The sequence below is a fragment of the Vreelandella neptunia genome (assembly GCF_022489065.1).
Lineage (GTDB): Bacteria > Pseudomonadota > Gammaproteobacteria > Pseudomonadales > Halomonadaceae > Vreelandella > Vreelandella neptunia_A.
The window spans coordinates 107,522-129,555 of the sequence record NZ_JAKVTW010000003.1; the positions used below are offsets into that span (position 1 = coordinate 107,522).

General features: G+C 54.7%; 13 protein-coding genes. 5 read left to right on the top strand and 8 right to left on the bottom strand.

Annotated features, from left to right (window positions below; translation table 11 throughout):
- Positions 1 to 17: 17 nt before the first annotated feature.
- The 3 genes from MLE19_RS06710 to MLE19_RS06720 are packed head-to-tail and all read right to left on the bottom strand — an operon-like array spanning position 18 to position 1,596.
- Positions 18 to 350 (bottom strand): AzlD domain-containing protein, encoded by a 333-nt coding sequence (locus tag MLE19_RS06710; protein ID WP_240717326.1) that lies wholly within the window; start codon positions 348 to 350, stop codon positions 18 to 20.
- A complete protein-coding gene (locus MLE19_RS06715) occupies positions 347 to 1,069 on the bottom strand; it encodes an AzlC family ABC transporter permease (protein ID WP_240717328.1) in 723 nt (240 codons plus the stop codon). The genes MLE19_RS06710 and MLE19_RS06715 overlap by 4 nt, the downstream gene beginning before the upstream one ends.
- Positions 1,066 to 1,596, bottom strand: coding sequence for a helix-turn-helix domain-containing protein (locus MLE19_RS06720; RefSeq protein WP_240717330.1), 531 nt, complete (start codon positions 1,594 to 1,596; stop codon positions 1,066 to 1,068). The genes MLE19_RS06715 and MLE19_RS06720 overlap by 4 nt, the downstream gene beginning before the upstream one ends.
- Positions 1,597 to 1,766: 170 nt before the next feature.
- Here MLE19_RS06720 and MLE19_RS06725 point away from each other — a divergent pair, with 170 nt between their 5' ends.
- Complete coding sequence (locus MLE19_RS06725) at positions 1,767 to 3,071, top strand: MFS transporter (protein ID WP_240717332.1); 1,305 nt, start codon at positions 1,767 to 1,769, stop codon at positions 3,069 to 3,071.
- A gap of 72 nt (positions 3,072 to 3,143) precedes the next feature.
- Here MLE19_RS06725 and sstT read toward each other — a convergent pair whose 3' ends face one another.
- Positions 3,144 to 4,367, bottom strand: a complete 1,224-nt coding sequence (sstT, locus tag MLE19_RS06730; protein WP_240717333.1) for a serine/threonine transporter SstT — start codon at positions 4,365 to 4,367, stop codon at positions 3,144 to 3,146.
- 220 nt (positions 4,368 to 4,587) lie between these two features.
- Here sstT and MLE19_RS06735 point away from each other — a divergent pair, with 220 nt between their 5' ends.
- The gene (locus tag MLE19_RS06735) at positions 4,588 to 4,917 is read left to right on the top strand and encodes a hypothetical protein (RefSeq protein ID WP_240717335.1); all 330 of its coding nucleotides are present in this window, start codon (positions 4,588 to 4,590) and stop codon (positions 4,915 to 4,917) included.
- A 69-nt stretch (positions 4,918 to 4,986) separates the two neighbouring features.
- On the opposite strand, the gene MLE19_RS06740 is transcribed toward MLE19_RS06735, so the two are convergent.
- The 4 genes from MLE19_RS06740 to MLE19_RS06755 all read right to left on the bottom strand — a co-directional run bounded on the left by MLE19_RS06740 (position 4,987) and on the right by MLE19_RS06755 (position 15,712).
- Positions 4,987 to 5,325, bottom strand: a complete 339-nt coding sequence (locus MLE19_RS06740) for a hypothetical protein (RefSeq protein WP_240717337.1) — start codon at positions 5,323 to 5,325, stop codon at positions 4,987 to 4,989.
- Between the two features lie 136 nt (positions 5,326 to 5,461).
- On the bottom strand, positions 5,462 to 14,146 hold the full coding sequence (locus MLE19_RS06745; RefSeq protein ID WP_240717339.1) for a GH36-type glycosyl hydrolase domain-containing protein: 8,685 nt from the start codon (positions 14,144 to 14,146) through the stop codon (positions 5,462 to 5,464).
- A 140-nt stretch (positions 14,147 to 14,286) separates the two neighbouring features.
- On the bottom strand, positions 14,287 to 15,036 hold the full coding sequence (locus tag MLE19_RS06750) for a Crp/Fnr family transcriptional regulator (protein WP_240717340.1): 750 nt from the start codon (positions 15,034 to 15,036) through the stop codon (positions 14,287 to 14,289).
- Between the two features lie 52 nt (positions 15,037 to 15,088).
- Positions 15,089 to 15,712 carry a CDP-alcohol phosphatidyltransferase family protein gene (locus MLE19_RS06755; protein WP_240717341.1) on the bottom strand — a complete coding sequence of 208 codons (624 nt, stop codon included), beginning with the start codon at positions 15,710 to 15,712 and terminating at the stop codon, positions 15,089 to 15,091.
- Between the two features lie 275 nt (positions 15,713 to 15,987).
- Between MLE19_RS06755 and MLE19_RS06760 the strand changes: the two genes are divergently transcribed.
- The 3 genes from MLE19_RS06760 to MLE19_RS06770 all read left to right on the top strand — a co-directional run bounded on the left by MLE19_RS06760 (position 15,988) and on the right by MLE19_RS06770 (position 21,967).
- Positions 15,988 to 17,637 (top strand): DASS family sodium-coupled anion symporter, encoded by a 1,650-nt coding sequence (locus tag MLE19_RS06760; RefSeq protein ID WP_240717343.1) that lies wholly within the window; start codon positions 15,988 to 15,990, stop codon positions 17,635 to 17,637.
- 122 nt (positions 17,638 to 17,759) lie between these two features.
- On the top strand, positions 17,760 to 18,905 hold the full coding sequence (locus MLE19_RS06765) for an exonuclease SbcCD subunit D (protein WP_240717344.1): 1,146 nt from the start codon (positions 17,760 to 17,762) through the stop codon (positions 18,903 to 18,905).
- Complete coding sequence (locus MLE19_RS06770; protein WP_240717345.1) at positions 18,902 to 21,967, top strand: AAA family ATPase; 3,066 nt, start codon at positions 18,902 to 18,904, stop codon at positions 21,965 to 21,967. The genes MLE19_RS06765 and MLE19_RS06770 overlap by 4 nt, the downstream gene beginning before the upstream one ends.
- Positions 21,968 to 22,034: the final 67 nt, after the last annotated feature.

Below are 22,034 nucleotides of genomic sequence, written 5' to 3' on the forward strand. Positions count from 1 at the left end.
GCTAATGCAAAGCATTATCAAATGTAGGCTATCACCTGCACCACCCCATACACCGCAACCCCAGCCGCCACCGGCCAGCCCAATGAGCGCACTCGCCACCATACCAATAGCGTAACGAATAAACCGATAGCCGTGGCAAGCCAGGAAATAGCGCTCGGGTTAACCGGCATAATCGATACACCCAGCACCGCCGCAATCATCAGCGGGCCTAGAATGCCAAGCCATTGGGGCATGTTATTAAGGCCAGTCTCGCTATTAAGGCGCCGCTGCATCCATAGGAAAGGGACGACGCGCATCAGCAAGGTGCCCAGTGCGGAAGCAAAAATGGCCAACCAAAGTGAAGTACTCATGAGCTACGTCTCCGTGTTTGGAGCTTCACCGTATAGAAGCAGAGGGCGCCACAGCCAGCGGCTAACGGAATGGCCACATTACTCCAGCCATAGAGCGTCAAAAGTAGCGCTGAGAGAATGGTGCAGCTCAACGCCACTGCCCAACGTTTATCGGTGTAACGCGGCGCGATCATGGTCAAAAATAGCGCTGGAAGGGCGAACGGCATAATTTCACCCAGTAGCGGCCAGCGTTGTGTTAGCGTTTCTCCTGCGGTGGCGCCTACCACGGTACCCACTATCCAAACGCCCCAGGCCAGTAGCGATGCACCTAAGAACCAGCCAAAGCGTTCGGGCGTCGGCAATTGGGGTAGCCGCGTCAATGCCAGAGCAAAGACTTGATCGGTCAGACCGTGCATCAGCCATGGCCAGTGGCGGCTGCGTGGTAATAAAGCTGCTAGGTTAGGGCCATAAACCACATGGCGCACATTGATCAGCAGTGTCATTGCCACGACTAGCCAAAGCGGCGATCCTGCCGCCACCATACCTACAAATAGAAACTGCGAAGCACCGGCGTAAATCAATAAGGAGATAGCCGCGGCTTCCCAGGTAGAGAAACCCGCTTGGGTAGCGACCAGACCAAAAGAGAGCGAGACTGGAATATAGCCCCCCAGCAGTGGAATAGCTTCGCGCACGCCTTTTAATGCATGGCGGACTGGGGAGTGGCTGGCAAGCTGGCTCATGGTAAATTGCCTTCCGTACCGTAGGTGATGGTCATCATTAAGGTGGCTTCTGCTTCTTGGGTACGATAGAGATGCGGCTGGTCGGCGGCGAAGGTGATCGTATCCCCTGGCCTAAGCTGGGTAGTAGCCCCTTCTGGCCCCGCTTCAAGCCAGCCACTAATCAGCGTTAGCGATTCACGTGTGCCCTTTGTGTGGGCTTCGGCATTGCGAATCGTGTTGGGCGCACAGCGCATCCAGTAGGCGTCAACTTGGGGCGCATCTTTGCCTTGATCAATTAAGCGCACCTGCACACCGTCTTCGCCGAGAGGTACGGTAATCGGCGCCACCAGCGTGCCGAAAGGGACGTTGAGCTGCACCGCCAAGCGCCAAATAGTATCCAGCGTGGGGTTGCCGTTACCTTGTTCAAGGCGACATAGGTTAGATTTGGCGATGCCTGCCTCATTGGCCAGCTGCGACAACGACCAGCCACGCTCTAAACGAAGCGACTGGAGGTGTTGGCCTAGCGTGCTGAGTGAAAGCTTATCCATAACGTATCGTCCGGCTGCTCTTAATGCTGTTCCTTTTATAGAACGTTCTATATAAAGAACGTTAGCCTGTCAATGATTGTGTTGAAAGCTTTCAGTGGCACTCTTTATGCATCTACTTTCTTGATGAACTTTCTTGATGAACTTTAAGTTGTCTGCTGCGAGGAAACGCAATGCGTTCATTGGCAATGCTCAAACCGGTTAAATCGATACTGCAGAGCGTGGCGTTGTTGCTGCTTGGTAACGGCTTATTAAATACGCTGCTAACGCTGCGGGGTACTGATGAGGGCTTCTCCAGTGCGGTGCTCGGGATCATCATGTCCGGCTACTTTGTTGGGTTCATCTGCGGCACCTGGGTGAGTGGGCGATTAATTCGGCGCATGGGACATATCCGTACCTTTGGCTTCTGCGCCTCCATTTGTGCATCGGTAGCGCTTTTGCACCTCATCTTTGTTAACCCCTGGGTATGGTTACCATTGCGGGTCATCTATGGGCTTTCGTTTATTACCTTAATCACCGTGATCGAGAGCTGGCTGAATAGCCAAGCCGCCAGCCATGAGCGGGGGCGTATTTTCGCGGTTTATATGGTGGTTAACTTAGGGGCGTTAGCCATTGCTCAGCAGCTACTGCGACTCTCTTCGCCGCAAGACTTTTTACTTTTTGTTGTCATCGCTATTTTGATCAGTTGGGCGCTATTACCGATCACCCTGACTCGTCGCGTTCAGCCTAAGATCCCCGAGCGGCCTAAAAGCAGCCTACGGGCGTTACTAGGCTTTGCACCGCTGGCGGTGGCTTCCGCTGCCTTGTCTGGGCTTGCCATGGGCGCGTTCTGGTCGATGACCCCGGTCTACGCCACTCAGTTGGGGTTTGATATTGGTGGGGTCGGGCTGGTGATGAGCGTGGCGATTATTGGCGGCGCATTGCTACAAATCCCTATTGGGCGTTTTTCGGATAAGCATGACCGCCCCAGGGTGATGACCTGGGTGGTGCTTTTAGCAGCGGTGATCGCAGCGGTTATGCCCTTTGCGCCCAACCATGAAGCCCTATTGGGGCTTTACTTTATCTGGGGTGGTTTGGCGTTTTCGCTCTATCCGCTGGCGGTGGCTCAACTGATCGATCAGCTCCACCCTGATGAAATTGTTTCCGGTTCGGCAGATATGCTGGTGATGCACGGGGCGGGTTGTGCCGTGGCGCCAATTGCAGCAGGGTCACTGATGACAGCAGTGGGGAGCCACGGCCTGCCGATCTATATTGCCTGTGTGTTTACCCTGTTAGGTATTTACGCCATTTATCGCCGCCGCCATGTAACGGCCTTGATCACCCATACTGCCCACTTTGAGCCAATGGTACAAAGTAGTGCAGGGGCGTTAGAAATGATCTTCGATGATACCCAGCGCGATCTATTCGATGATCCAAGTTTTTATGAAGAGGGTGAACGTGAGCGTTTAGCAAACCTTTTTAAACCATCAAATGGTTGATGCGCGAGCACGACTGGGAGTAGCTATTAGTAGGAGTGGCTATTATAAAAAGCCACTCCCAATAGTGAATGGTTAAGAACGCTTCGCCTCTTGTGACTTGCAGGCGGCAGCAGTGAAGAGGACATCGGTTGAGGAGTTGAGCGCGGTTTCGGTGGAGTCCTGCACCACGCTAATCACAAAGCCAATCGCCACTGCTTGCATGGCCACTTCCGTGGGGATGCCAAACAGATTGGCGGCCATTGGGATCAGCATGAGTGATCCGCCTGCCACCCCTGAAACGCCGCAGGCCGCCAGCGCTGAAACCACGCACAGCAGCAGCGCCGTGGCGAAATCAACGTTAATCCCTAGCGTATGTGTGGTGGCCAGGGTAATCACCGTAATTGTAATGGCCGCACCGCACATATTGATCGTTGCGCCCAACGGAATTGATATGGAGTAGGTGTCAGGGTCAAGCTTCAGGCGGCGGCAAAGTTCTAAGTTGACCGGAATATTGGCTGCCGAACTGCGGGTGAAAAAGGCCGTGATCGCGCTGCCCCGCAGGCATGTGAACACCAGTGGATAAGGATTTTGCCGAGTGGTGAAGTACACCAGTAGCGGGTTACTCACTAGCGCGACAAACAGCATGCAGCCCACAATCACACCTAGCAGTTGGGCATAGTTGAGCAGCGCCCCAACGCCAGACTCTGCTAGCGTGCCTGCTACCAAACCCAGGATGCCCAGCGGCGCTAATCGAATCACCAGCGTAACGATGCGAGTGATTGCCGTGGATAAATCGCTCAATGCCTGACGGGTGGTATCGCTGGCTTGGCGCAGCGTTAATCCCAGTCCGATCGCCCAGGCCAGAATAGCGATAAAGTTAGCCTCCATCAGCGCGCTAATGGGATTGGCCACGGCGTTCAATAGCAGATCGCGTAGAACGCTAAAAATATCCCCAGGTGGAGTGCCATCCACTTGACCTGCATTCAATGAAAGCTCTGTAGGAAAAAGAAAACTGGCTGCCACCGCAATGAATGCGGCGATTAGCGTGCCTACCACATACAGCATTAGCACAGGGCGCATGTGGGTTGGTTGGCCTTTTTGATGAGCAGAGATGGCTGCAGCCACTAATACAAACACCAAAATAGGTGCCACGGCCTGTAACGCGGCGATAAATAGCTGGCCCAATAGGGCCACATCGCTGGCAATACCCGGTGCAAACAGGGCGAGCAATACCCCAACAACAATACCGATTAAAATCTGCGGGATAAGGCCCAGCCGAATGAGTGGCCGGAAAACTGCGTGGGCGGTGGCGATCATTGCGCAACTCTCAGGTAGTCGAAAAGGGGTTACGTTACGGCGATGGGCCACTAACGCGCCTGAAAGGGGCAGCATTCTATCAGCTGCGGGTATGCCGCGGGCAGCCGTGTAAAAAAACTCGCAGGTTATATACTGAGAATGTCGCTGGGTGTTCAAACTTAGCGGTGCAAAACTCGCAACTTGCTGTTTACTCCAAAAAAAAGATCCAGGGAATTTTCCAATGCGTATAAGAACGTTGTTGGTTGCGCTTATGGCGCTAATCGCTTCATCACTAGCAGTAGCAGCAGACTACTATGTGGATATTACGAACCGCACTGGTTACACCATCTACTATATGTACGTGAGCCCAGGGAGCTCAAAAAGTTGGGAAGAGGATCTGTTGGGCAGTGATGTGTTGATGAACGGTGATACGCAACGGGTGACGTTAACCGGCTATACCAATCCCTATTTCGACATCCGCCTCGTAGATGAAGATAACGACAGCTATACCTTCTGGAACGTAAATGTTGCAGCGGAAGACATCATCGTCACGCTGGATCATCTCGATTAACGCTACTCGCATCCATTAAAAATGCCCCTGCCAAGCGGCCAGGGGCATTGATATCAATGAATTAGCGAGTCAAGCCGCAACGACGCTTAGCTGAGCGGGTGCGGTTTTAGGCTTGCGCATTGGTTCGCTATTATCCGCGAGCACTTCGCTACCTGTCATCGCTGCCTTCATTTCTGCTTTTATTTCTTCATGGCCCTGCTGCGTTAAAGCCATAACTTCAGAGGAAGTGCCCCATTTAAGCAGCATCTCATCCAGTAGGTGCTCGGCTTTTTTAGCTTGGCCCCAGCGGTTAAGCAGTTGGGCAATGGCGTAGTCGCACTCGGGAGTGTCGAACAGATCATCCTTGATGTCTTGAATGGCAATTTGAAGACCTGCCTGGGAAAGGTCGCTTTGCGTTTCGCTGTGCATATCACGGCTCCGTGTGAATGCGATTCTTAATGGTGGTGTTGGTCGACCACCTGCTTATGAGTTGTACGTGTCTTGTACGCAGCTGAGCATAATATAGCTTTCAGTCAGAAGCAAACCCCCAAAAGCAGGTAACAACTCACGATTTAGCCTGGTTAACGTGACGCTGAATAGTTATCTTCAGCTGATGGTTTTTACCGTCCAGTGGGATTCGTACTTCTCCTTGCTGGCGCGCAAGTGGGCTGCCGTCCAGCTCTGCGCTGGGTGCCTCGTCAGTGGCGACGATATCAACCGCGTAATGCGTAGCGGCAACGGTAAGAGTCGCACTATAGCCTGGCCACTCGTTAGGCAGGCAGGGAGCAATTACCAGCCAACTGCCTTCCCGGCTGATTCCCAAGATACCTTCAATGCCTGCTCGGTACATCCAGCCTGCCGAGCCCGTGTACCATGTCCAGCCGCCGCGACCGGTATGCGGCGCAACCGAGTAAACATCAGCGGCGACCACATAAGGTTCAACGTGATAGCGGGACACTTCTTCAGCCGTGCGGGCGTGATTGATAGGATTGAGCAGCGAGAAAAGCGCGTGGGCCTTACCGCCTTCGCCTAATTTGGCAAATGCCAGTATCGCCCACATGGCAGCATGGCTATATTGCCCGCCATTTTCGCGCATGCCCGGTGGGTAGCCGCCGATATAGCCAGGGTCGCGTTCGGGTTGGTCAAAGGGAGGCCAGAACAGTAGCGCCAGTTGCTCATCGTGCATGATGAGCTCGCGCTCAAGTGAACGCATGGCAAGCGCTGCTCGGTGTGGGTTCGCCGCGCCAGAAAGCACCGCCCACGTTTGGGCTATCGAATCTATCCGGCACGCCTCACTCTCTTTACTGCCCAACCAATGACCATCGTCATAGGTTGCTCGCCGGTACCACTGGCCATCCCAGCCACTACCTTCCAGCGCAACACGAAGCGCAATAGCGTGGGCACGCCACCGCTCGGTGCGGGGTGATTCCTGCTCATCCAAAGGGAGGAGAGAAGCGCTAGATAGTGACTGTTCACGCTGCTCGGCGAAGGGTAAAAATTGCTCCAGCGTATGCACTAGCAGCCAACCTAGCCAGACACTTTCCCCTTTGCCCGCTTCGCCAACGCGGTTCATACCATCGTTCCAATCGCCGCCACCGATCAGTGGCAAGCCGTGCTCGCCGGTCAGCGTTAAGCTTTGATCCAGGCCGCGGGCGCAGTGCTCAAAGAGTGACGCTGTTTCCCCGGCAATCATGGGCTGAAAAAAGCAGTCGTGCTCATCGGGTTCTAATAAAGCACCTTCAAGAAAACTGACTGGCTCGTCCAGTACGCCAACGTCAAGAGACGTGGCTATATAGCGAGCGCAGGCATAGGCGAGCCATACCCGATCATCAGAAATGCGCGTTCGTACCCCTTGGCCGGAATGGGGCAACCACCAGTGCTGAACATCACCTTCGACAAACTGGCGCGAAGCAGCGCGTAGCAAATGTTGGCGAGTGGTTTCTGGGCTTGTAAACGTCAACGCCATGCCGTCTTGCAACTGGTCGCGGAAACCATAGGCGCCACTGGCCTGATAGAACCCTGAGCGCGCAGTGATCCGACAGGCAATGGTTTGGTAGAGCAGCCAGCCGTTAAGCATGATATCCATGGCGCGGTCGGGCGTGGTCACTTGAATGGCATTAAGCTGTGTTTGCCAGTGCGCTGTTACTGTGGCCAGTTCAGCATCAATATCGGCTTCTCTATAGCGGGCAATCAGCGTCTGTGCTTCTTGGGCTGATCCTCCCTGACCCAGTAACACGATCACATCGACGCTTTCGCCTGCTGCCAGAGTTACGCTGCGCTGTAGCGTGGCACAGGGATCTAACCCCGCACCGTGAGTGCCGGAAAGAGGGGCGTTAGTGCGCAGCCCCAAAGGCGCTGCCAAGCTCCCCCCGTGGCCGATGAATTCACATCGATCAGCTGTCCAAAAGGTAGGGTGGGCGCCCATATCCAAAAACGCTACCCGGCCTGGGAACGCGATGTTCCATGGGTTTTCTACCAGCAGCGCGCCGCTGTCAGCGTCTGAGCGAGAGATAAGAAATGGCGCCGAGCCGCTGCGCGAGGTGCCTAATACCCACTCCGCGTAAGCCGTGACAGAAAGCTTACGGGGACGCCCTGAGTGATTGCTAATGCGCAGCCGGGATATTCTGAGCGGGTCGTCTAACGGCACAAAGTGCAGTAGCTCAAGGGCGATACCATCCGTGTGATGCTCAAACTGGCTGTAGCCGAAGCCGTGCCGAGCTATATAGCGACCATGATCACGTATAGGGTGGGCGGTCGCGGTAAAGAGGTTCAGCGACTCTTCATCACGCACATAAATCACATCGCCGCTGGGATCAGCCACGGGGTCGTTAGACCACGGTGTCAGCTGGTTTTCACGGCTATTATCCGCCCATACATAGCCCGCGCCCTCCGCTGATACCTGAAAGCCGAAGCCTGAGTTGGCGATCACATTAATCCACGGTGCCGGCGTAGAATTTCCCGCTTCAAGTACCGTGACATACTCGCGCCCTTGCGCCGCAAAGCCCCCCAGCCCGTTAAAAAACTCAAGCGTTGGAAGTGGGGCAAGCGCAGCCTCAACGGTATTAGTCGGGGTGTGTTTGGGCAGCGAGCGTTTGATGAAGGCGCGCGATGGTAAAGAGCGATGTTCAGGCAGTGTGAGCGCTAATTGATTCGCTATGTTGCCTCGATGGGCCATCAGCGCGACACAGGCAATCGACTGTAACTGCGTGCGTATTTCTAAACTAATCAGGTCGGCACGTAGCGAAATCACCGCGCCCTGAGCGTGATCCTTTTTGAACCGGGGTTGGGTTTGACTGCTAAGAATGGCCGTTTCAATCGCTTGTTGCAGATCCTGAACATAAGAGGAGGCCCGCTCATTAATAATCACCACATCGACGCCTAGCCGTTTCATGCGCCAGTACTCATGGGCGCGCAGTAACTGGCGCACCTGAGCAATGTCATCGATAGAATCGATGCGCATTAAAATAATCGGCAGATCACCGGAGATGCCGTGCTGCCATAGGCGTGACTGCGGTCCTGCACCGCGTTCAATGGCCTCGGCGGGCGCTCTAAAGCGTGGGTCGGGGTATAAAATGGGGGCGGCTAAACGCTGAAAATCGGCCGCTTCTTCAGGTTGAATGCCCAAGTGACGGAGCTGAACCTGCGCCTGTGTCCAGGCGAGGGTTTTGGCGCGCTCGAAAGCGCTACGATCGTGGTGTTTATCGATCAAGTCCATCAATGCTTCGCGGGTTGAAGCCACCACAGTCCAATATGCAATGCGAGTGGCTTTGCCGGGGGCCACGCGCAGTCGGTAGCGCAATGCAAAAACGGGATCCAGCACGCTACCGACACTGCCCGACAAGCGATGATCTTTGCCCAGCGATACCGCGTTTAGCGCACGTCGTCCGCGACCCAAGAAGCGAGCGCGGTCGGTCTCAAACTGCAATTCACCGACGGTTTCGCCTTCTACTACAGCAAAGTGTGCTACCCACACTTCATCTTCGTCAGGCGAGCGCCGTCGCCTGGTCGCAATCAGGGCGTTGAATGCATCTAAGTACTCGGTCACCACAAACATTTTGGCAAACGCGGGGTGCGCATTGTCGGCATTGGGAGTGGTCAATACCAATTCAGAGTAGGAGGTAATATCGATATCACGGGAATGGCGACTGCTATTGGTGAGCGAGATATGCCGCACTTCACAATCGTCTTCGCCTGACACCATTACTTCCATGTGACTGGTGATGTCGTCGTGGCGATGGGTGTAGCGAGCGTAATCTTCGGCGAATATCACATGGTTATGGTCATCGGTAGCGTTGGCCGAATGCGAAGCGGTTTGTCCTGTTGCGGTCCATACCCCAGGAAGCTGGGTATCGCGCAAAAAAATGAAGCTGCCCAGGTGATCGCGAGAGGCGTCTGGCTGCCAGCGGCTAATCGCAATATTACGCCACCGGCTGTAACCCCCGCCGGTGGCCGTTAACATCACCGAGTAACAGCCGTTAGAAAGCAAGTGAGTAATAGGCGGGCCACTTGCCATCGTGGTTGAACGGCGAATGGTTTGGGCCTCGTTTATCACCTGGCTAGCGTTTGACTTAACCTCTTCGGCACGGGGGTGAGCAATCGCCACATTGCGCGGAACGCGCTCTTGCAACAGTAGCTCACTGGCTTGAATCATCGGTTCACGGTGAAAGCGAGCGCGCATCTGGCCGTGGTTCAGAGTATTAGCAATGGCGACGATCGTCATGCCCTGATGGTGGGCCATAAAGCTACGCACAATCACCACGCTTTCCCCCGCAGGCAGGCGCGAGCGGGTAAAGTCTAGCGCCTCATAGAAGCCGTAGCGGCCTAGCGCGCCCATCTCCGCTAAGCGTTTAAAGTTGCGGCAGGCCCCGTTGGGGTCGACCATCGTGGCTAATCCGGTGGCGTAAGGAGCAATCACCAAATCCGCTGAGAGCCCCCGCTTAAGCCCCAGCCCAGGCACGCCAAAATTTGAGTACTGGTAGGTGAACTCCATATCACGGGCGTTATAGGCGGATTCGGAGATACCCCACGGCGCAGAGAGTTGGGTGGCATAGGTTTCTTGGCGCTTTACTACCAGCCGGTTGGTTTGTTCCAGCAGACTACCGCCGGGCGCACGCATCACTAGGGACGGCATTAGGTACTCAAACATCGAGCCCGACCAGGAGATCAGGGCCGAGCCAAAGGTAAGCGGTGTTGCCGCACGGCCCAATCTAAACCAGTGACGAGTAGGGATGTCCCCTTTGGCAATTGCAAACAGACTGGCAAGCCGTGCCTCTGATGCCAGCAGGTCATAGCAACTGGTATCCAGGCAGTTGTCATCCAGCGAGTAGCCAATCGACAGCAGTTGGCGTTCGTTGTTGAGTAGAAAGGCGAAATCCATGTTCATCGCCAGGCGCCGCGCGGACGTGGCAATCTGCTGCAAGCGCAGCGATAACGCAGCCTCTGCCACGCTTGCCTGACTATCACGGTCAGCGCGGTGCTGCGCCACGGAAGAGTGCAATGCTTCCACCCAAAACAGTACATCTTCGCTGTATATGTCGCTCTTTTCATCCAGCGTAGCGCGTACCAGGCTCAAAGCTTTATGGGTCAACTCGGCGATACTGGCCAAGTACTCTGGCTGCAGCGCTTCACCCTTTAACTGAGCGTCAATGGCTTCAAACTGTACGGTTAACTGAACCGTAAATTTTTCCGGGAGCCTCTTGTTCACCGGTACTGAGGCTTGTTGGAGTGCCTGGCGGGCCAAATTTAGCGTGTCAGCAATGCCCACCCGGGGATCCGCTAGAAAGCGCTCCGTTTGCCAACTTTCGCAGGCATTGGCAACCACGATCAAGTGACCTGCAAGATTGCCGCTATCCACCGTGGACACATAGCGGGGGTCAAGTGGGCGCAAGTCGTGGGTGGCGTACCAGTTATAGAAGTGCCCCCGGTAGCGCGGCAGCCCATGCATCACCTCGAGGGTCGCTTCTAAACGTTCCATCGCTGCTTGAGTGCCTGCCCATCCAAAATCACGCGCTGCCAAGGTCGAAAGCAGATAAAGCCCCATGTTGGTGGGTGAGGTGCGCTGGGCAAGCGCAGGCTGAGGATCTTCTTGAAAGTTATCGGGCGGCAAGCGGTTGTCTGTGGCGGTCACGAACGTTTCGAAATAGCGCCAGGTTCTCCGTGCAATCAGCCGTAGCTCGCGTGCTTCGTCCACTGAAATAGTGGGCTGGACAACAGCGCTTTTGTTGCTGCTTAACCATGACGCCACGGCCGGTGCAGCCAACCAGAGTAGTGCCATCGGCAGCGCAATGGGCCAAGCGCTGCTGGCTGTCCAAAGCGTACTGATAGTGACCGCTAAACCCAATGCCGTGCCGGGTGCCATCCGCTGGTAGAACCCCAAAACGGTCAGGGCAGGGCTCTTCATAGATTGAGCGGCAGACGTCCACTCAAGCAGTCGTTGGTGGGTTATCAATACCCTAACTAAGGTTCTGGCAATGGCGTCTAGCATGCGCCACGCTTGGTCGGGTAAAAAGATGATCAGCAGCAGAACCTGCACGCTACCCAACTTCAGCTCATCAAACCAAAGGTGATAGTGGTGGCGCAGTTTTGTTGTGGCTCGGAAGGGGATAAGCGAGGTGACTAGCGAGAGCAGGACAGGCGCTCCCACCACGGCTAACAGCAACAGCGTACTGGCGATGGCCATACTGAGCGGGAACTGCCAACTAACCGCAAGACTTGCGAGTACCAAGGGTGGCAGCACTGAGCGGCGTATATTGCCGAGCATTTTCAGGCGCCCCGTCAGTGGCAGCGCTGGCGCCAATAGCCAGGGAAGCAACTGCCAGTCGCCGCGGGTCCAGCGGTGTTGACGCTTAGCGGCCACGTCATAGCGGGCGGGAAAGTCCTCAATCACTTCGATATCGGAGGCGAGCCCCGCACGGGCAAACACACCTTCAAATAGATCGTGGCTGAGCAGGCTGTTTTCGGGCACTCGGCCAGCTAAGGATGCTTCAAACGCATCAATGGCATAGATACCTTTCCCCGCGAATGAGCCCTCACCGATTAAATCCTGATAAAGGTCTGAAATAGCGGCGGCGTAAGGATCAAGCCCACCTGGGGCAGAGAATAGCCGCTGATAAATAGACCCCTCTCCTCCGGTGGGCAACGACGGTGTAACACGCGGCTGCAAAATGGCGTAACCCTGCACCACTCGGCGCTGCTGTTCATCCATCAGTGGCTGGTTAAGTGGATGCGCCATCTTACCGACTAACCGGCTGGCTGCACCTCTGGGAAGACGGGTGTCAGCGTCCAGGGTGATGACATAGCGAACATCCGCAGGCAGCGTGGGCGGGTCGATAAAGGTGGTGTCCAGCGCGCCACGTAGCAGGCGGTTTAGCTCATGCAGCTTGCCACGCTTACGCTCCCATCCCATCCAGGTGTTTTCACTGGGGTTAAATATCCGTCGACGGTGTAGCAGAAAGAAGCGCTTATCGCTGCCCTGAGCGCTTAAACCGCCTGGGGCTTGTAAACCGCCTGGGGCGTGTAAACGGTAACGCTCATTTAACTGCTCAATGGCGGCGTGGGCATCAGAAAGAAGCGCTGCCTCATGAGGTAATTCCGATTGGGGGGCATCGACGCCGTCTAGAAGGAGTACATAGGCAAGGGCGCCCTCGCCACTCGATAAGTGGTGCACTTCAAGACGCTCAATCTGTTCCTGTAAATCCTCTTCACTGGTCAACAGTGTAGGGACAGCAACCAGGGTGCGTAGATGGTTGGGGATCCCCTTAGCAAGATCAAGACTTGGCAGCGGCTGAGCATCGATGCAGTAAATGATCAGCCGGTTAACGATCAGCGTGGCCACTTCCACAATCGGCAGAAAACCCAATATGCCCAGCAAGAGTAGCCATGGTAACGGCACTTCGCCTAGTCCAAGTGGCAATGAAAGCAGTAACACGGCCGCCAGCGTCATCAAGCTTAATGTTACTACCGTCATCATGACGATATAGCTGCGAATGCCATGGTGAATGGGGGTTCGGCGTAGGCGCTGGCGAAGCGTAGGTGTAAATCCCAGCGTTTGTTCCAGGGTGGAGCGGCCTGAGCCGATGAGAAAATAGCCAGGGTCGCCCATGCGCGCCGCTTCAATGGGTTCGCCAGTGTTTGCCACTGCGTGACGCGATAGCGTCAGAGCTGCATCCACCACTTCAAGCTCTGTGCGCTTTGAACCACGTGAGAGCTGCTCTACCGCACTGCGGTACTGATTACGGGTGGGAAAATCCAACTGTTCAAAATTGCTCTGTTGGTTCAGTCGCTCATCCACCAAGCTGACGCCTTCAAACAACTCAGCCCAGTCGATACTGGAGACAAATCGCATGCTGGTAATGATGTTGCGAACCGTCACATTGGCAGCACCTTGGCGCTGCTGCGCGTGTAAAACCATCTCGTCAATGGTTTCACCCTGGTGGCTGAGCTGTTCATCAAGCCAACCTACCAGTGGGCTGCTTCTAGGGTCTAAGCCACGTAATCGCTTAGCCAACTGGGCAGTGAACGGTTCAGCCAGCGGTCCTTTATGAAAATTTAAGGTAGTGGTCTCAACGCTAAAAGTGTGGCGCTCTAACGCTGATTGCTGATCGGTGGGCTTTAGCCATTTAGCGGCCAACGCATCCGCTTCATCCCTTGCCGTTTGTTCACTGATAATTTGGTCGGCAAGGCGCCGCAGGTTCTCAATCAACACAATACGCAGCGTAATCGCCACGGCCCAAAGCTCACCAATGGTAAGGGGCTGAACGCGTTGATAGGCGGTAATGAAGGTTTGCAGATTATCTAGATCGACATGGCTATCGGTATGCGCCACAAACGCCCAGGCAATACCGAATACCCTTGGGTAACCAGCAAAAGGGCCGTGGGCTAACTTGGGTAACTGGCGGTAATAACCGGGAGGAAGGTCACTGCGAATCTCACGGATTTGCGCTTCAATCAGGTGGTAATTATCAAGTAGCCAAGCAGCCGCTGGGACGATATCGCGGCCTCCGGCGAGCGCGCTGGCACTGGCGCGGTAAACACTTAGCAGCGTTTTAGCGTTAACGTTGAGCCGTCGTGTTAACGACACTACCTTGGGCGGCGAGGCGGTCACCGCTTGAGCAAGTGCCAGGCTGCCTGCATGTTGTTCAAGACGCTCTGCGCTAAAGAGTTCTTCTCTAACGGGGATAGTAGAATCCCACGGCGCATCAAACGCATGGTGCGAACGCACAAAACGGAGAAATTGGTTCACAGATTCCATCCTTGTGAAAGTGCACTTTTCTGGGGAGCGCACAGACGATGCTTCCATACTAGAACAATGGTCGTAGCGAGAGATGGCGTCCGTGCGCTAGCGCACATTGCGTGCACTAATTGCGTTCGGCTTGCGTATTTTCAGCGTTTTTAATTAGGTGTTTTTATTAGATGCTTTATTGGATACATGGCTTGATAAGGCATCAAGCGGTCACTTTCCCGTTTAACCACGGCATAACACTCACAGCTAAGCTGTTCGAGCATGGGTCTATTCAAAACGCTAATATGCCCCCGGCGATATTCGATAACGCCCAATTTATGCAATTTACCGGCGGCTTCCGTCACGCCTTCGCGGCGAACCCCGAGCATATTGGCAATCAGCTCCTGAGTCATAATCAGCTCATTGCCGGGCAAACGGTCTAGCGAAAGCAGTAACCAGCGGCACAGCTGTTGATCAATCGAGTGGTGACGGTTGCATACCGCTGTTTGCGACATCTGGGTAATGAGGGCTTGGGTGTAGCGCAGTAGTAAATGGAGCATACCCTCATGGCGGTTAAACTCATCGCGCAGAGGCGTCGCGGGTAATCGCATGACATCGCCAGCACTTTGCACAATGGCACGATTTGTTGTGCTTTCGCCCCCCATAAATAAAGCAATACCTACCATGCCTTCATTACCCACTACGGCTATTTCCGCAGAGGCGCCGTTTTCAGTGACATAAAGTAGCGAAACAATGGCATCAATTGGAAAGTAGACATGCTGTAACGTCGTGCCTGGTTCGTAAATAACGTGGCCGAGTGGCAGGTAGAGCGATTCAAACAAGGGGGCAAGTCGCTGCTTGGCGTCATCGGGTAGCGCCGCGAGTAAATGGTTCTGTGCCGTTTCATCACGATCTTTCATATGGCATCGTCCTTGAGAGAGCGTGTCACTGTATCCTTCAGCATACGCTATATTAGTCGGCTTCATGCCGACGCAGTGTCCAGTAGCCTCCCCATAGTCGTGTGGCTGTAGTAATAAGGCAGGCAATTGAAAACAGTATAGCCAGTGTGGAAAAGTGCTCTGGAAACAGGCAAAAAATGATCAGTGCCAAAACGGTTTCGGTGCCTTCGGTCAACCCTTCCAGATAGTAGAACGCTTTAGTGGGGAAGTGGGGGCGCTCTACTGCCTGGTGTTTGGCGGCAATCGCAAAGGCTAGAAATGAGGTGCCCGTGCCGATAAATGCAAACAGTAACAATGCCGCCGCAAGTGCATTTTGGGTCGGGTTTGCCAGCGCGAAACCAAACACCACGGCAGCGTAGAAAACGAAATCGAGCCCAATATCGAGAAACCCGCCTGCATCACTGGTACGGCCACTCAAGCGTGCCAAAGCGCCGTCTAGACCATCTCCCACCCGATTTAGCACTATCGCCAACAGAGCGAACCCAAACTGCTCGAATGCCAGTAGCGGCAGGGCGGTCATGCCAATTAAAAAAGCCCATAGTGTTACTTGATCCGGCGTGATTCGCTTTTTATGTAACGGTTGCGCGAGGCGCTTGAGTGGGCCATGGGTAAGCGGCATTGTCCAGCGGTCAAGCACTCGATTCTCCTTAATTGCTACGCGAAATTAATTCTTTAATAGTGATGCCAACTTACGTAAACACGATAGCTATGTCATTGTTAGGAGCTGCTAATAATAAAACTAAAGTTGTTAGACTTTGGTGGTAATTATGGGTAAATCACTGGACTAATTGCCTATTGCAGTTAATAAAGGGCGCCTAAGGAGTATCCGCATTGCCCCTCGGGCGACATTTTTGTCGGTATGTGGAGCCTCGCTTTGTTCTTTTCACTCTGACCGTAAGTGGCGCAAATTGTATGCATAAAACTGCCCTGATGACGGTGTGGGATCAGCTCTGGAGTTCCCACTACCAAGCCAAAAACTTATTGATGTGCGCGCTGCCAACGGGTGGGGCTGCCAACGCCGCGGCCGCCAACAAAAAGCGCGAGCCTTCACATCAACCTAAACCGCCCGCTTACACGACTCCGCAGAAGGTTGGCTTGCTGCTTGGCCCGCTGCTGTTTGCTTTTGTCGTGATGTTTTTTCACCCTGAAGATCTGAGTTTTGAAGGACGCATGGTGTTAGCCACCACGCTGTGGGTAGCCGTATGGTGGATCACTGAAGCTATCCCGATTCCTGCCACTTCGCTACTGCCCATTGTGCTGCTGCCGATTACCGGTGCACTGGATGGAAGTACGGTCACTGCGGCCTACGGCAACCCGATTATTTTCCTGTTTCTGGGCGGTTTTATGATTGCCCTGGCGATGGAAAAGTGGGATTTGCATAAGCGTATCGCACTGTCGATTATTGCCGTTCTGGGCACCAGTATTAATAGCATCGTGTTCGGCTTTATGGCCGCTACCGGCTTTCTGTCGATGTGGGTCTCCAATACGGCAGCGGTGATGATGATGCTGCCCATTGGTACGGCGATTGTGTATCAGGTTAGTCAGGAGCTTGCAAAAAGCGACGGCGACCACAGTGGCGAAATCGATAAATTTAGCAAAGCGCTGATTTTTGGTATCGGCTACGGCGGCACCATTGGCGGTCTGGGTACGCTGATTGGCACCCCGCCGAATATTATTCTCGCCGCTGTTGTGAGCGAGCTGTTTGGTTTCGAAATATCGTTTGCCGGTTGGTTAATGTTTGCCTTCCCAGTGGTCGTGGTGCTTTTAATAACCGCGTGGTTGCTGCTAACCCGAGTATTTTTCCCTATTAAATTTAATCATTTGCCGGGCGGTAGGGAGCTAATAAATAAAGAGAAAAGGGCCTTGGGTAACACCAGTTTTGAAGAGAAAGCGGTGCTGGGCGTTTTCCTATTCGCAGCCTTCATGTGGATTACCCGTTCGTTTTTGTGGCAAGGACAGATCATCAATATTCCTGGCATTAACGACACCATGATCGCGATTGTCGCGGCGCTGCTGCTGTTTTTGATTCCTTCTAAAAACAAGGGCGGCTGCCTGCTGGGTTGGGACGTGGCGAAAGATGTGCCCTGGGGCATTTTGCTGCTGTTCGGCGGTGGTTTGGCAATTGCGGCAGGCTTTGGTTCTTCTGGCCTGGCGGAATGGATTGGTGGGCAAATGAGCGTGCTGGAAGGCATGAACTTCCTGTTAGTAGTTCTACTGGCAACCGGTATGGTGCTGTTCCTGACCGAAATCACCTCAAATACCGCGACCGCCACCATGATCCTACCAGTGCTCGCTTCACTTGCCTTGGCGCTCAATGTTCACCCCTTCGCGCTGATGGTGCCCGCTGCCATGGCCGCTAATTGCGCCTTTATGCTGCCGGTGGGTACACCGCCCAACGCGATCATTTTTGCTACTGGCAAGCTTAAAATTATTGAAATGGTACGCACCGGTTTCTGGATCAACATCATTGCGATGTTGTTGATTACCGCGGCGGTTTACTTCCTGCTGCCAATGCTATGGGGTGTTGATTTAACCAGCTACCCTGACGCATTCCGTCGCTAGTAAGCCTAACGAGTATCGAAAAGCCCCGCTTGCGGGGCTTTTTTGTGGCTGAATGGCGTTTTATAGGTAGAGAAAGGGCTGGGTTGTTATGATGCCATTACACACTTTTTGTTGAGTTAGTGATGCGTTTACTTCACACCGCCGATTGGCATTTGGGTCGGCTTTTCCACAATCTTTCATTGCTGGAAGATCAGCGCCATGTGCTTAACCAACTTATCGAGATCATTGACCGTGAAAACGTCGATGCGGTGCTGATTGCCGGCGATATATACGACCGCTCGGTACCGCCATCGGCGGCGGTGACATTACTGGATGAGATACTGCATGCGCTTTGTGAAGTGCGCAAGCTGCCGGTCATCATGATTTCAGGCAACCACGATGGCGCCGAACGCCTGCGCTTTGGCGCACGCCATCTGCGTCAGGCTGGGTTGCACATTCTCTCCGACTTAAACGACGTTGCTACCCCCGTCACGCTGGCTATTGGCGGTGTTGACGTTGATGTGTTCGGCATGCCCTACGCTGACCCTGAACATGTACGCAGCCAGTTTAACGTTGACGTGCGGGATTTTGACGGCGCCCATCGCTATTTGGTCGAGCGCATTAATGAGCAGCGCCACCCCACACACCCCTGCATACTGATGAGCCACTGTTTTGTAGATGGTGGCAGCGCGTCGGATTCAGAACGCCCGCTAACGTTAGGCGGTGCTGAAAGCGTGGCGTGGGAGCCCATGCAACACTTTGACTATGTGGCGCTTGGTCACTTACACGGCCCGCAGTATCGCGGCGGCGAGCATATTCGCTACAGCGGCTCGCTGCTGAAATACAGCTTTTCCGAAGCCAGCCAGCGTAAAGGCGTCACCCTGGTTGATATAGATTCCCACGGTGTCACGCAGATTGAGCAGTTCCCGCTGGTACCCAGCCGTGAAGTCCGTGTATTAGAAGGCGAAATTGATGCGTTGATCGCCCAGGGCAGAACCGATAAGAACGCGGACGATTATCTGCTAGTACGGTTGACCGATCGTCACGCGATACTCGATCCCATGGGCAAGCTGCGCGAGGTGTATCCCAATGTGCTGCATTTAGAGAAGCCTGGCATGCTGGAGGCGCGCGGCACCCAGCAGCTCGACCGGGAGCGGCTGCGCTTTGATGCGCTGGATATGTTCAGCGACTTCTTCAACCAAACCAGCGGTGATGCCATGAGCGAAGAGCAGGCCAGTGCCATGGCAGCGTTAATTACCCAGCTGCAGCGCGATGAGGCCCAAGGATGACGCCGTTAAACCTCACCATGCAGGCATTTGGCCCCTTCGCTGGCACTCAAACGATTGATTTTACTGCGCTGGGTAGAAGCCCGCTGTTTTTAATAAACGGCCCTACCGGCGCGGGTAAAAGTTCTATTTTAGACGCCATTTGCTTTGCGCTATATGGTCAAACCACTGGCAATGAACGCGACCCTGCGCAAATGCGCTGTGACCAAGCGGATGCCTCACTGCTGACCGAAGTGACGCTGGATTTTCGCCTACGCGGCGTCGAATACCGGGTCAGGCGTGTACCCCAGCAGGAGCGTCCTAAAGCGCGCGGTGAAGGCACCACCACCCATAACGCTGAAGCGCAGCTATGGCGATTAAAGGAGGGTGGCGAGGTAGAGTCTTGCCTGGTGGCGCGCAAGGTCAATGATGCCACTGCAGAGCTACACACCTTGATTGGGCTGGATGCCAATCAGTTTCGCCAGGTGATGGTGCTGCCCCAAGGCAAGTTTCGCGAGCTACTATTAGCAGAATCTAAGGATCGTGAGAAAATCTTTTCACAGCTGTTTCAAACGCAAATTTTCCAGCGTATTGAAGAGCAATTAAGCGCCCAGGCCAAACAAATCGAGCGGGCTGTGAAGGACCACCGCCAACATATCAGCGGCATTCTCGCCGGTGGCGAACTGGTAGGCGAAGCTGCGTTAGAGCAAGAACTGGAAGCACTGACCCCCCAGGTAGAAGCGGCGCGGCAAGCGTTTGAACGTGCGCAACAGCAGCGCCGTACGGCTGAAATTAAGCGCGATGAAGCGCTGGCACTGGAGCGCCAATTTGAGGCGCGCGATGCGCTGGCGAGTGATAAAGCCCGCCACCTTGTGCAGCAACCTCATATAGAAAGTATGCAGGCGCGTTTAGCGCAAAGCACCCATGCACAGGCGCTGCACTCCCCGAAGACCGCCTTAGACCAGGCGCAGCATGCGCTGACTACCGCCCAAGCCGAGCATCAGCAGGCGCACACCGCATTAACGACCGAGCGCACGAGCGCTGAAAAAGCGCAGCGCGCCTGGGAAGTGGCCCAGGAACGCCAAACTGAAGTCCCCGCGCTGCGTGAACGGCATCGCCAGCTAACTGAGTTTATTGAACAGGGCCAACAGTTAAGTGCGTTGCAAGGGCGTTTTCAAACGGCGCAGACCGCTTGGCAACAAGCTGATGCTTCGCTCAAGCGTGATGAAAAGCAGCTTGATAGCATTCGCCAGCAGGGCGAAGCGATAGGCATCAATCTCGAACGTTTACAGGCCGAGCTCCAGCAACTGGCCAGCGCGCCTGCTGAGCTAAACCGGCATAACAACCTGCTGAACCAACGCCAAGAACTGGATGAACTCACCCGTCAGAGGCGTGAGTTAACCGCTCAACAGCAGCAGGCAACTGATGCACTCAAGCGCCTACAAAGCGAAGCCTCGCAAGCGGAACATCACGCCACGGAGCAGGAGATGCGCTGGCACCAGGGGCAGGCAGCGCTGTTGGCGCTCAGCCTTGAAGTTAATGCGCCTTGCCCGGTGTGCGGCAGTCTTGATCACCCCGCGCCAGCGGCTAATAACGCGAACCTAGTTACTCAAGCGCAGGTTGAAGAAGCCAGGGCGGCGCAAGAGTATGCTCGCCAATCCTTCCAGGGCGCTGAGCGTCATCACCAGCAGCTTGCACAGCAGATTAAATACAACGCAGAGCAAGTGCAGCGACTCACCCAGCAGTTAGGTGAGTGGGCTAGCCAACCGCTGGTTGAGCTTCAAAAAACCTGCGATGAGTGGCAACGCCAGACCGCTCGGCAGACAAGCGTTGAGCGTGAGACTCACCAGCAAATCGCTGCCCGCGACACACTGCGCCGTGAGTGGGGGGCGCTGGATAAACAGCTTAAGGCCCAACGGCCCGCGGTTGAAAAGGCCAAAGAGGACGCGTTGCGGCTTGAAAGCCAGCGCGACCAGTTGAGTCAATCGCTACCGGAAAATGCTCGTGAGCCTGAGGCCATGCGCCAAACGCTCACCGAACTAGAGCGCCAGGTTTCCCACATTGAGCACGCCTGGGAAGTCGCCCAGCAAGCGCTTTCGAACAGCCAAACCCAGCTGGCGCGGGCGGAAGAGCAGTTACGCGGCGCTAACGAACGCGTCGAGCGCAGCGAAAAATCGCTACAACAGGCTCAAACAGAGTGGCAAGCCGCGCTGCAGCAAAGTCCTTTTGAGGACAATGCTGCGTTCCAGGCAGCACAGTTGGATGATACCCAACGGCAAACTTTCACCCAGCAGATAGAGGCGTACCAACGCCGCCTAGCCGAGCTTGAGGGTGCACTGCAGAATTACCAAACCCAGCTTGCGGAGAAAACACCGCCGGATCTCACCGCGCTTGCCACGTTAACCGATGCTGCCCAAGCTGAAGAAAACACCCAGTTAGAAGCTTGGCGAACGTGCGATGGGCGGTTGAGCATGCTGCATGGCATTCGCCAAAAGCTTGCCAAAGCTCACGCCGCCCAGGCGGAGCTTGAAGCGCAATATCAACTCTGGGGTACGCTAAGCGAGGTCGCTAACGGTCGCACCGGGCATCGCATTAGTCTGCAACGCTTTGTGCTCGGCGTGCTGCTGGATGACGTGCTGATTCAGGCTTCTGAACGGCTGGTACGTATGAGCCGTGGGCGCTATCAGCTGGTGCGGCGAGAAGACCCGTCAAAGGGCACCAAAGCGTCAGGCCTCGAGTTGGATGTGGCGGACACCTATACCGGTAAGAACCGTTCGGTAGCCACGCTTTCCGGCGGGGAGTCTTTCATGGCAGCGCTGTCGTTAGCACTGGGGCTTTCGGATGTGGTGCAAGCTTACGCTGGCGGCATTCAGCTGGATACGCTATTTATCGATGAGGGGTTTGGTAGCCTCGATCAGGATGCCTTGGATCAAGCGATTGCCATGCTTAGCGAACTGCAAATGGGCGGGCGCATGATTGGGGTGATTTCTCATGTCAGCGAACTCAAAGAGCAAATGCCAGTCCGTTTAGAGGTGAGCGCTAGCCGCCACGGGAGTTCGGTGGCAGTGAAAGGCGCACTTCTTTAATGAGTCATGCATTTAAAAACTAACGCATTTTAAGACTAACGCATTTTAAGCCTAAGGCAGTGTTAGT

What these genes read in the sequence shown, in the direction of transcription:
- MLE19_RS06710 (WP_240717326.1), bottom strand. Translation starts at nt 350, where the DNA reads ATGAGTACTTCACTTTGGTTGGCCATTTTTGCTTCCGCACTGGGCACC.
- MLE19_RS06715 (WP_240717328.1), bottom strand. Translation starts at nt 1,069, where the DNA reads ATGAGCCAGCTTGCCAGCCACTCCCCAGTCCGCCATGCATTAAAAGGC.
- MLE19_RS06720 (WP_240717330.1), bottom strand. Translation starts at nt 1,596, where the DNA reads ATGGATAAGCTTTCACTCAGCACGCTAGGCCAACACCTCCAGTCGCTT.
- MLE19_RS06725 (WP_240717332.1), top strand. Translation starts at nt 1,767, where the DNA reads ATGCGTTCATTGGCAATGCTCAAACCGGTTAAATCGATACTGCAGAGC.
- sstT (WP_240717333.1), bottom strand. Translation starts at nt 4,367, where the DNA reads ATGATCGCCACCGCCCACGCAGTTTTCCGGCCACTCATTCGGCTGGGC.
- MLE19_RS06735 (WP_240717335.1), top strand. Translation starts at nt 4,588, where the DNA reads ATGCGTATAAGAACGTTGTTGGTTGCGCTTATGGCGCTAATCGCTTCA.
- MLE19_RS06740 (WP_240717337.1), bottom strand. Translation starts at nt 5,325, where the DNA reads ATGCACAGCGAAACGCAAAGCGACCTTTCCCAGGCAGGTCTTCAAATT.
- MLE19_RS06745 (WP_240717339.1), bottom strand. Translation starts at nt 14,146, where the DNA reads ATGGAATCTGTGAACCAATTTCTCCGTTTTGTGCGTTCGCACCATGCG.
- MLE19_RS06750 (WP_240717340.1), bottom strand. Translation starts at nt 15,036, where the DNA reads ATGAAAGATCGTGATGAAACGGCACAGAACCATTTACTCGCGGCGCTA.
- MLE19_RS06760 (WP_240717343.1), top strand. Translation starts at nt 15,988, where the DNA reads ATGCATAAAACTGCCCTGATGACGGTGTGGGATCAGCTCTGGAGTTCC.
- MLE19_RS06765 (WP_240717344.1), top strand. Translation starts at nt 17,760, where the DNA reads ATGCGTTTACTTCACACCGCCGATTGGCATTTGGGTCGGCTTTTCCAC.
- MLE19_RS06770 (WP_240717345.1), top strand. Translation starts at nt 18,902, where the DNA reads ATGACGCCGTTAAACCTCACCATGCAGGCATTTGGCCCCTTCGCTGGC.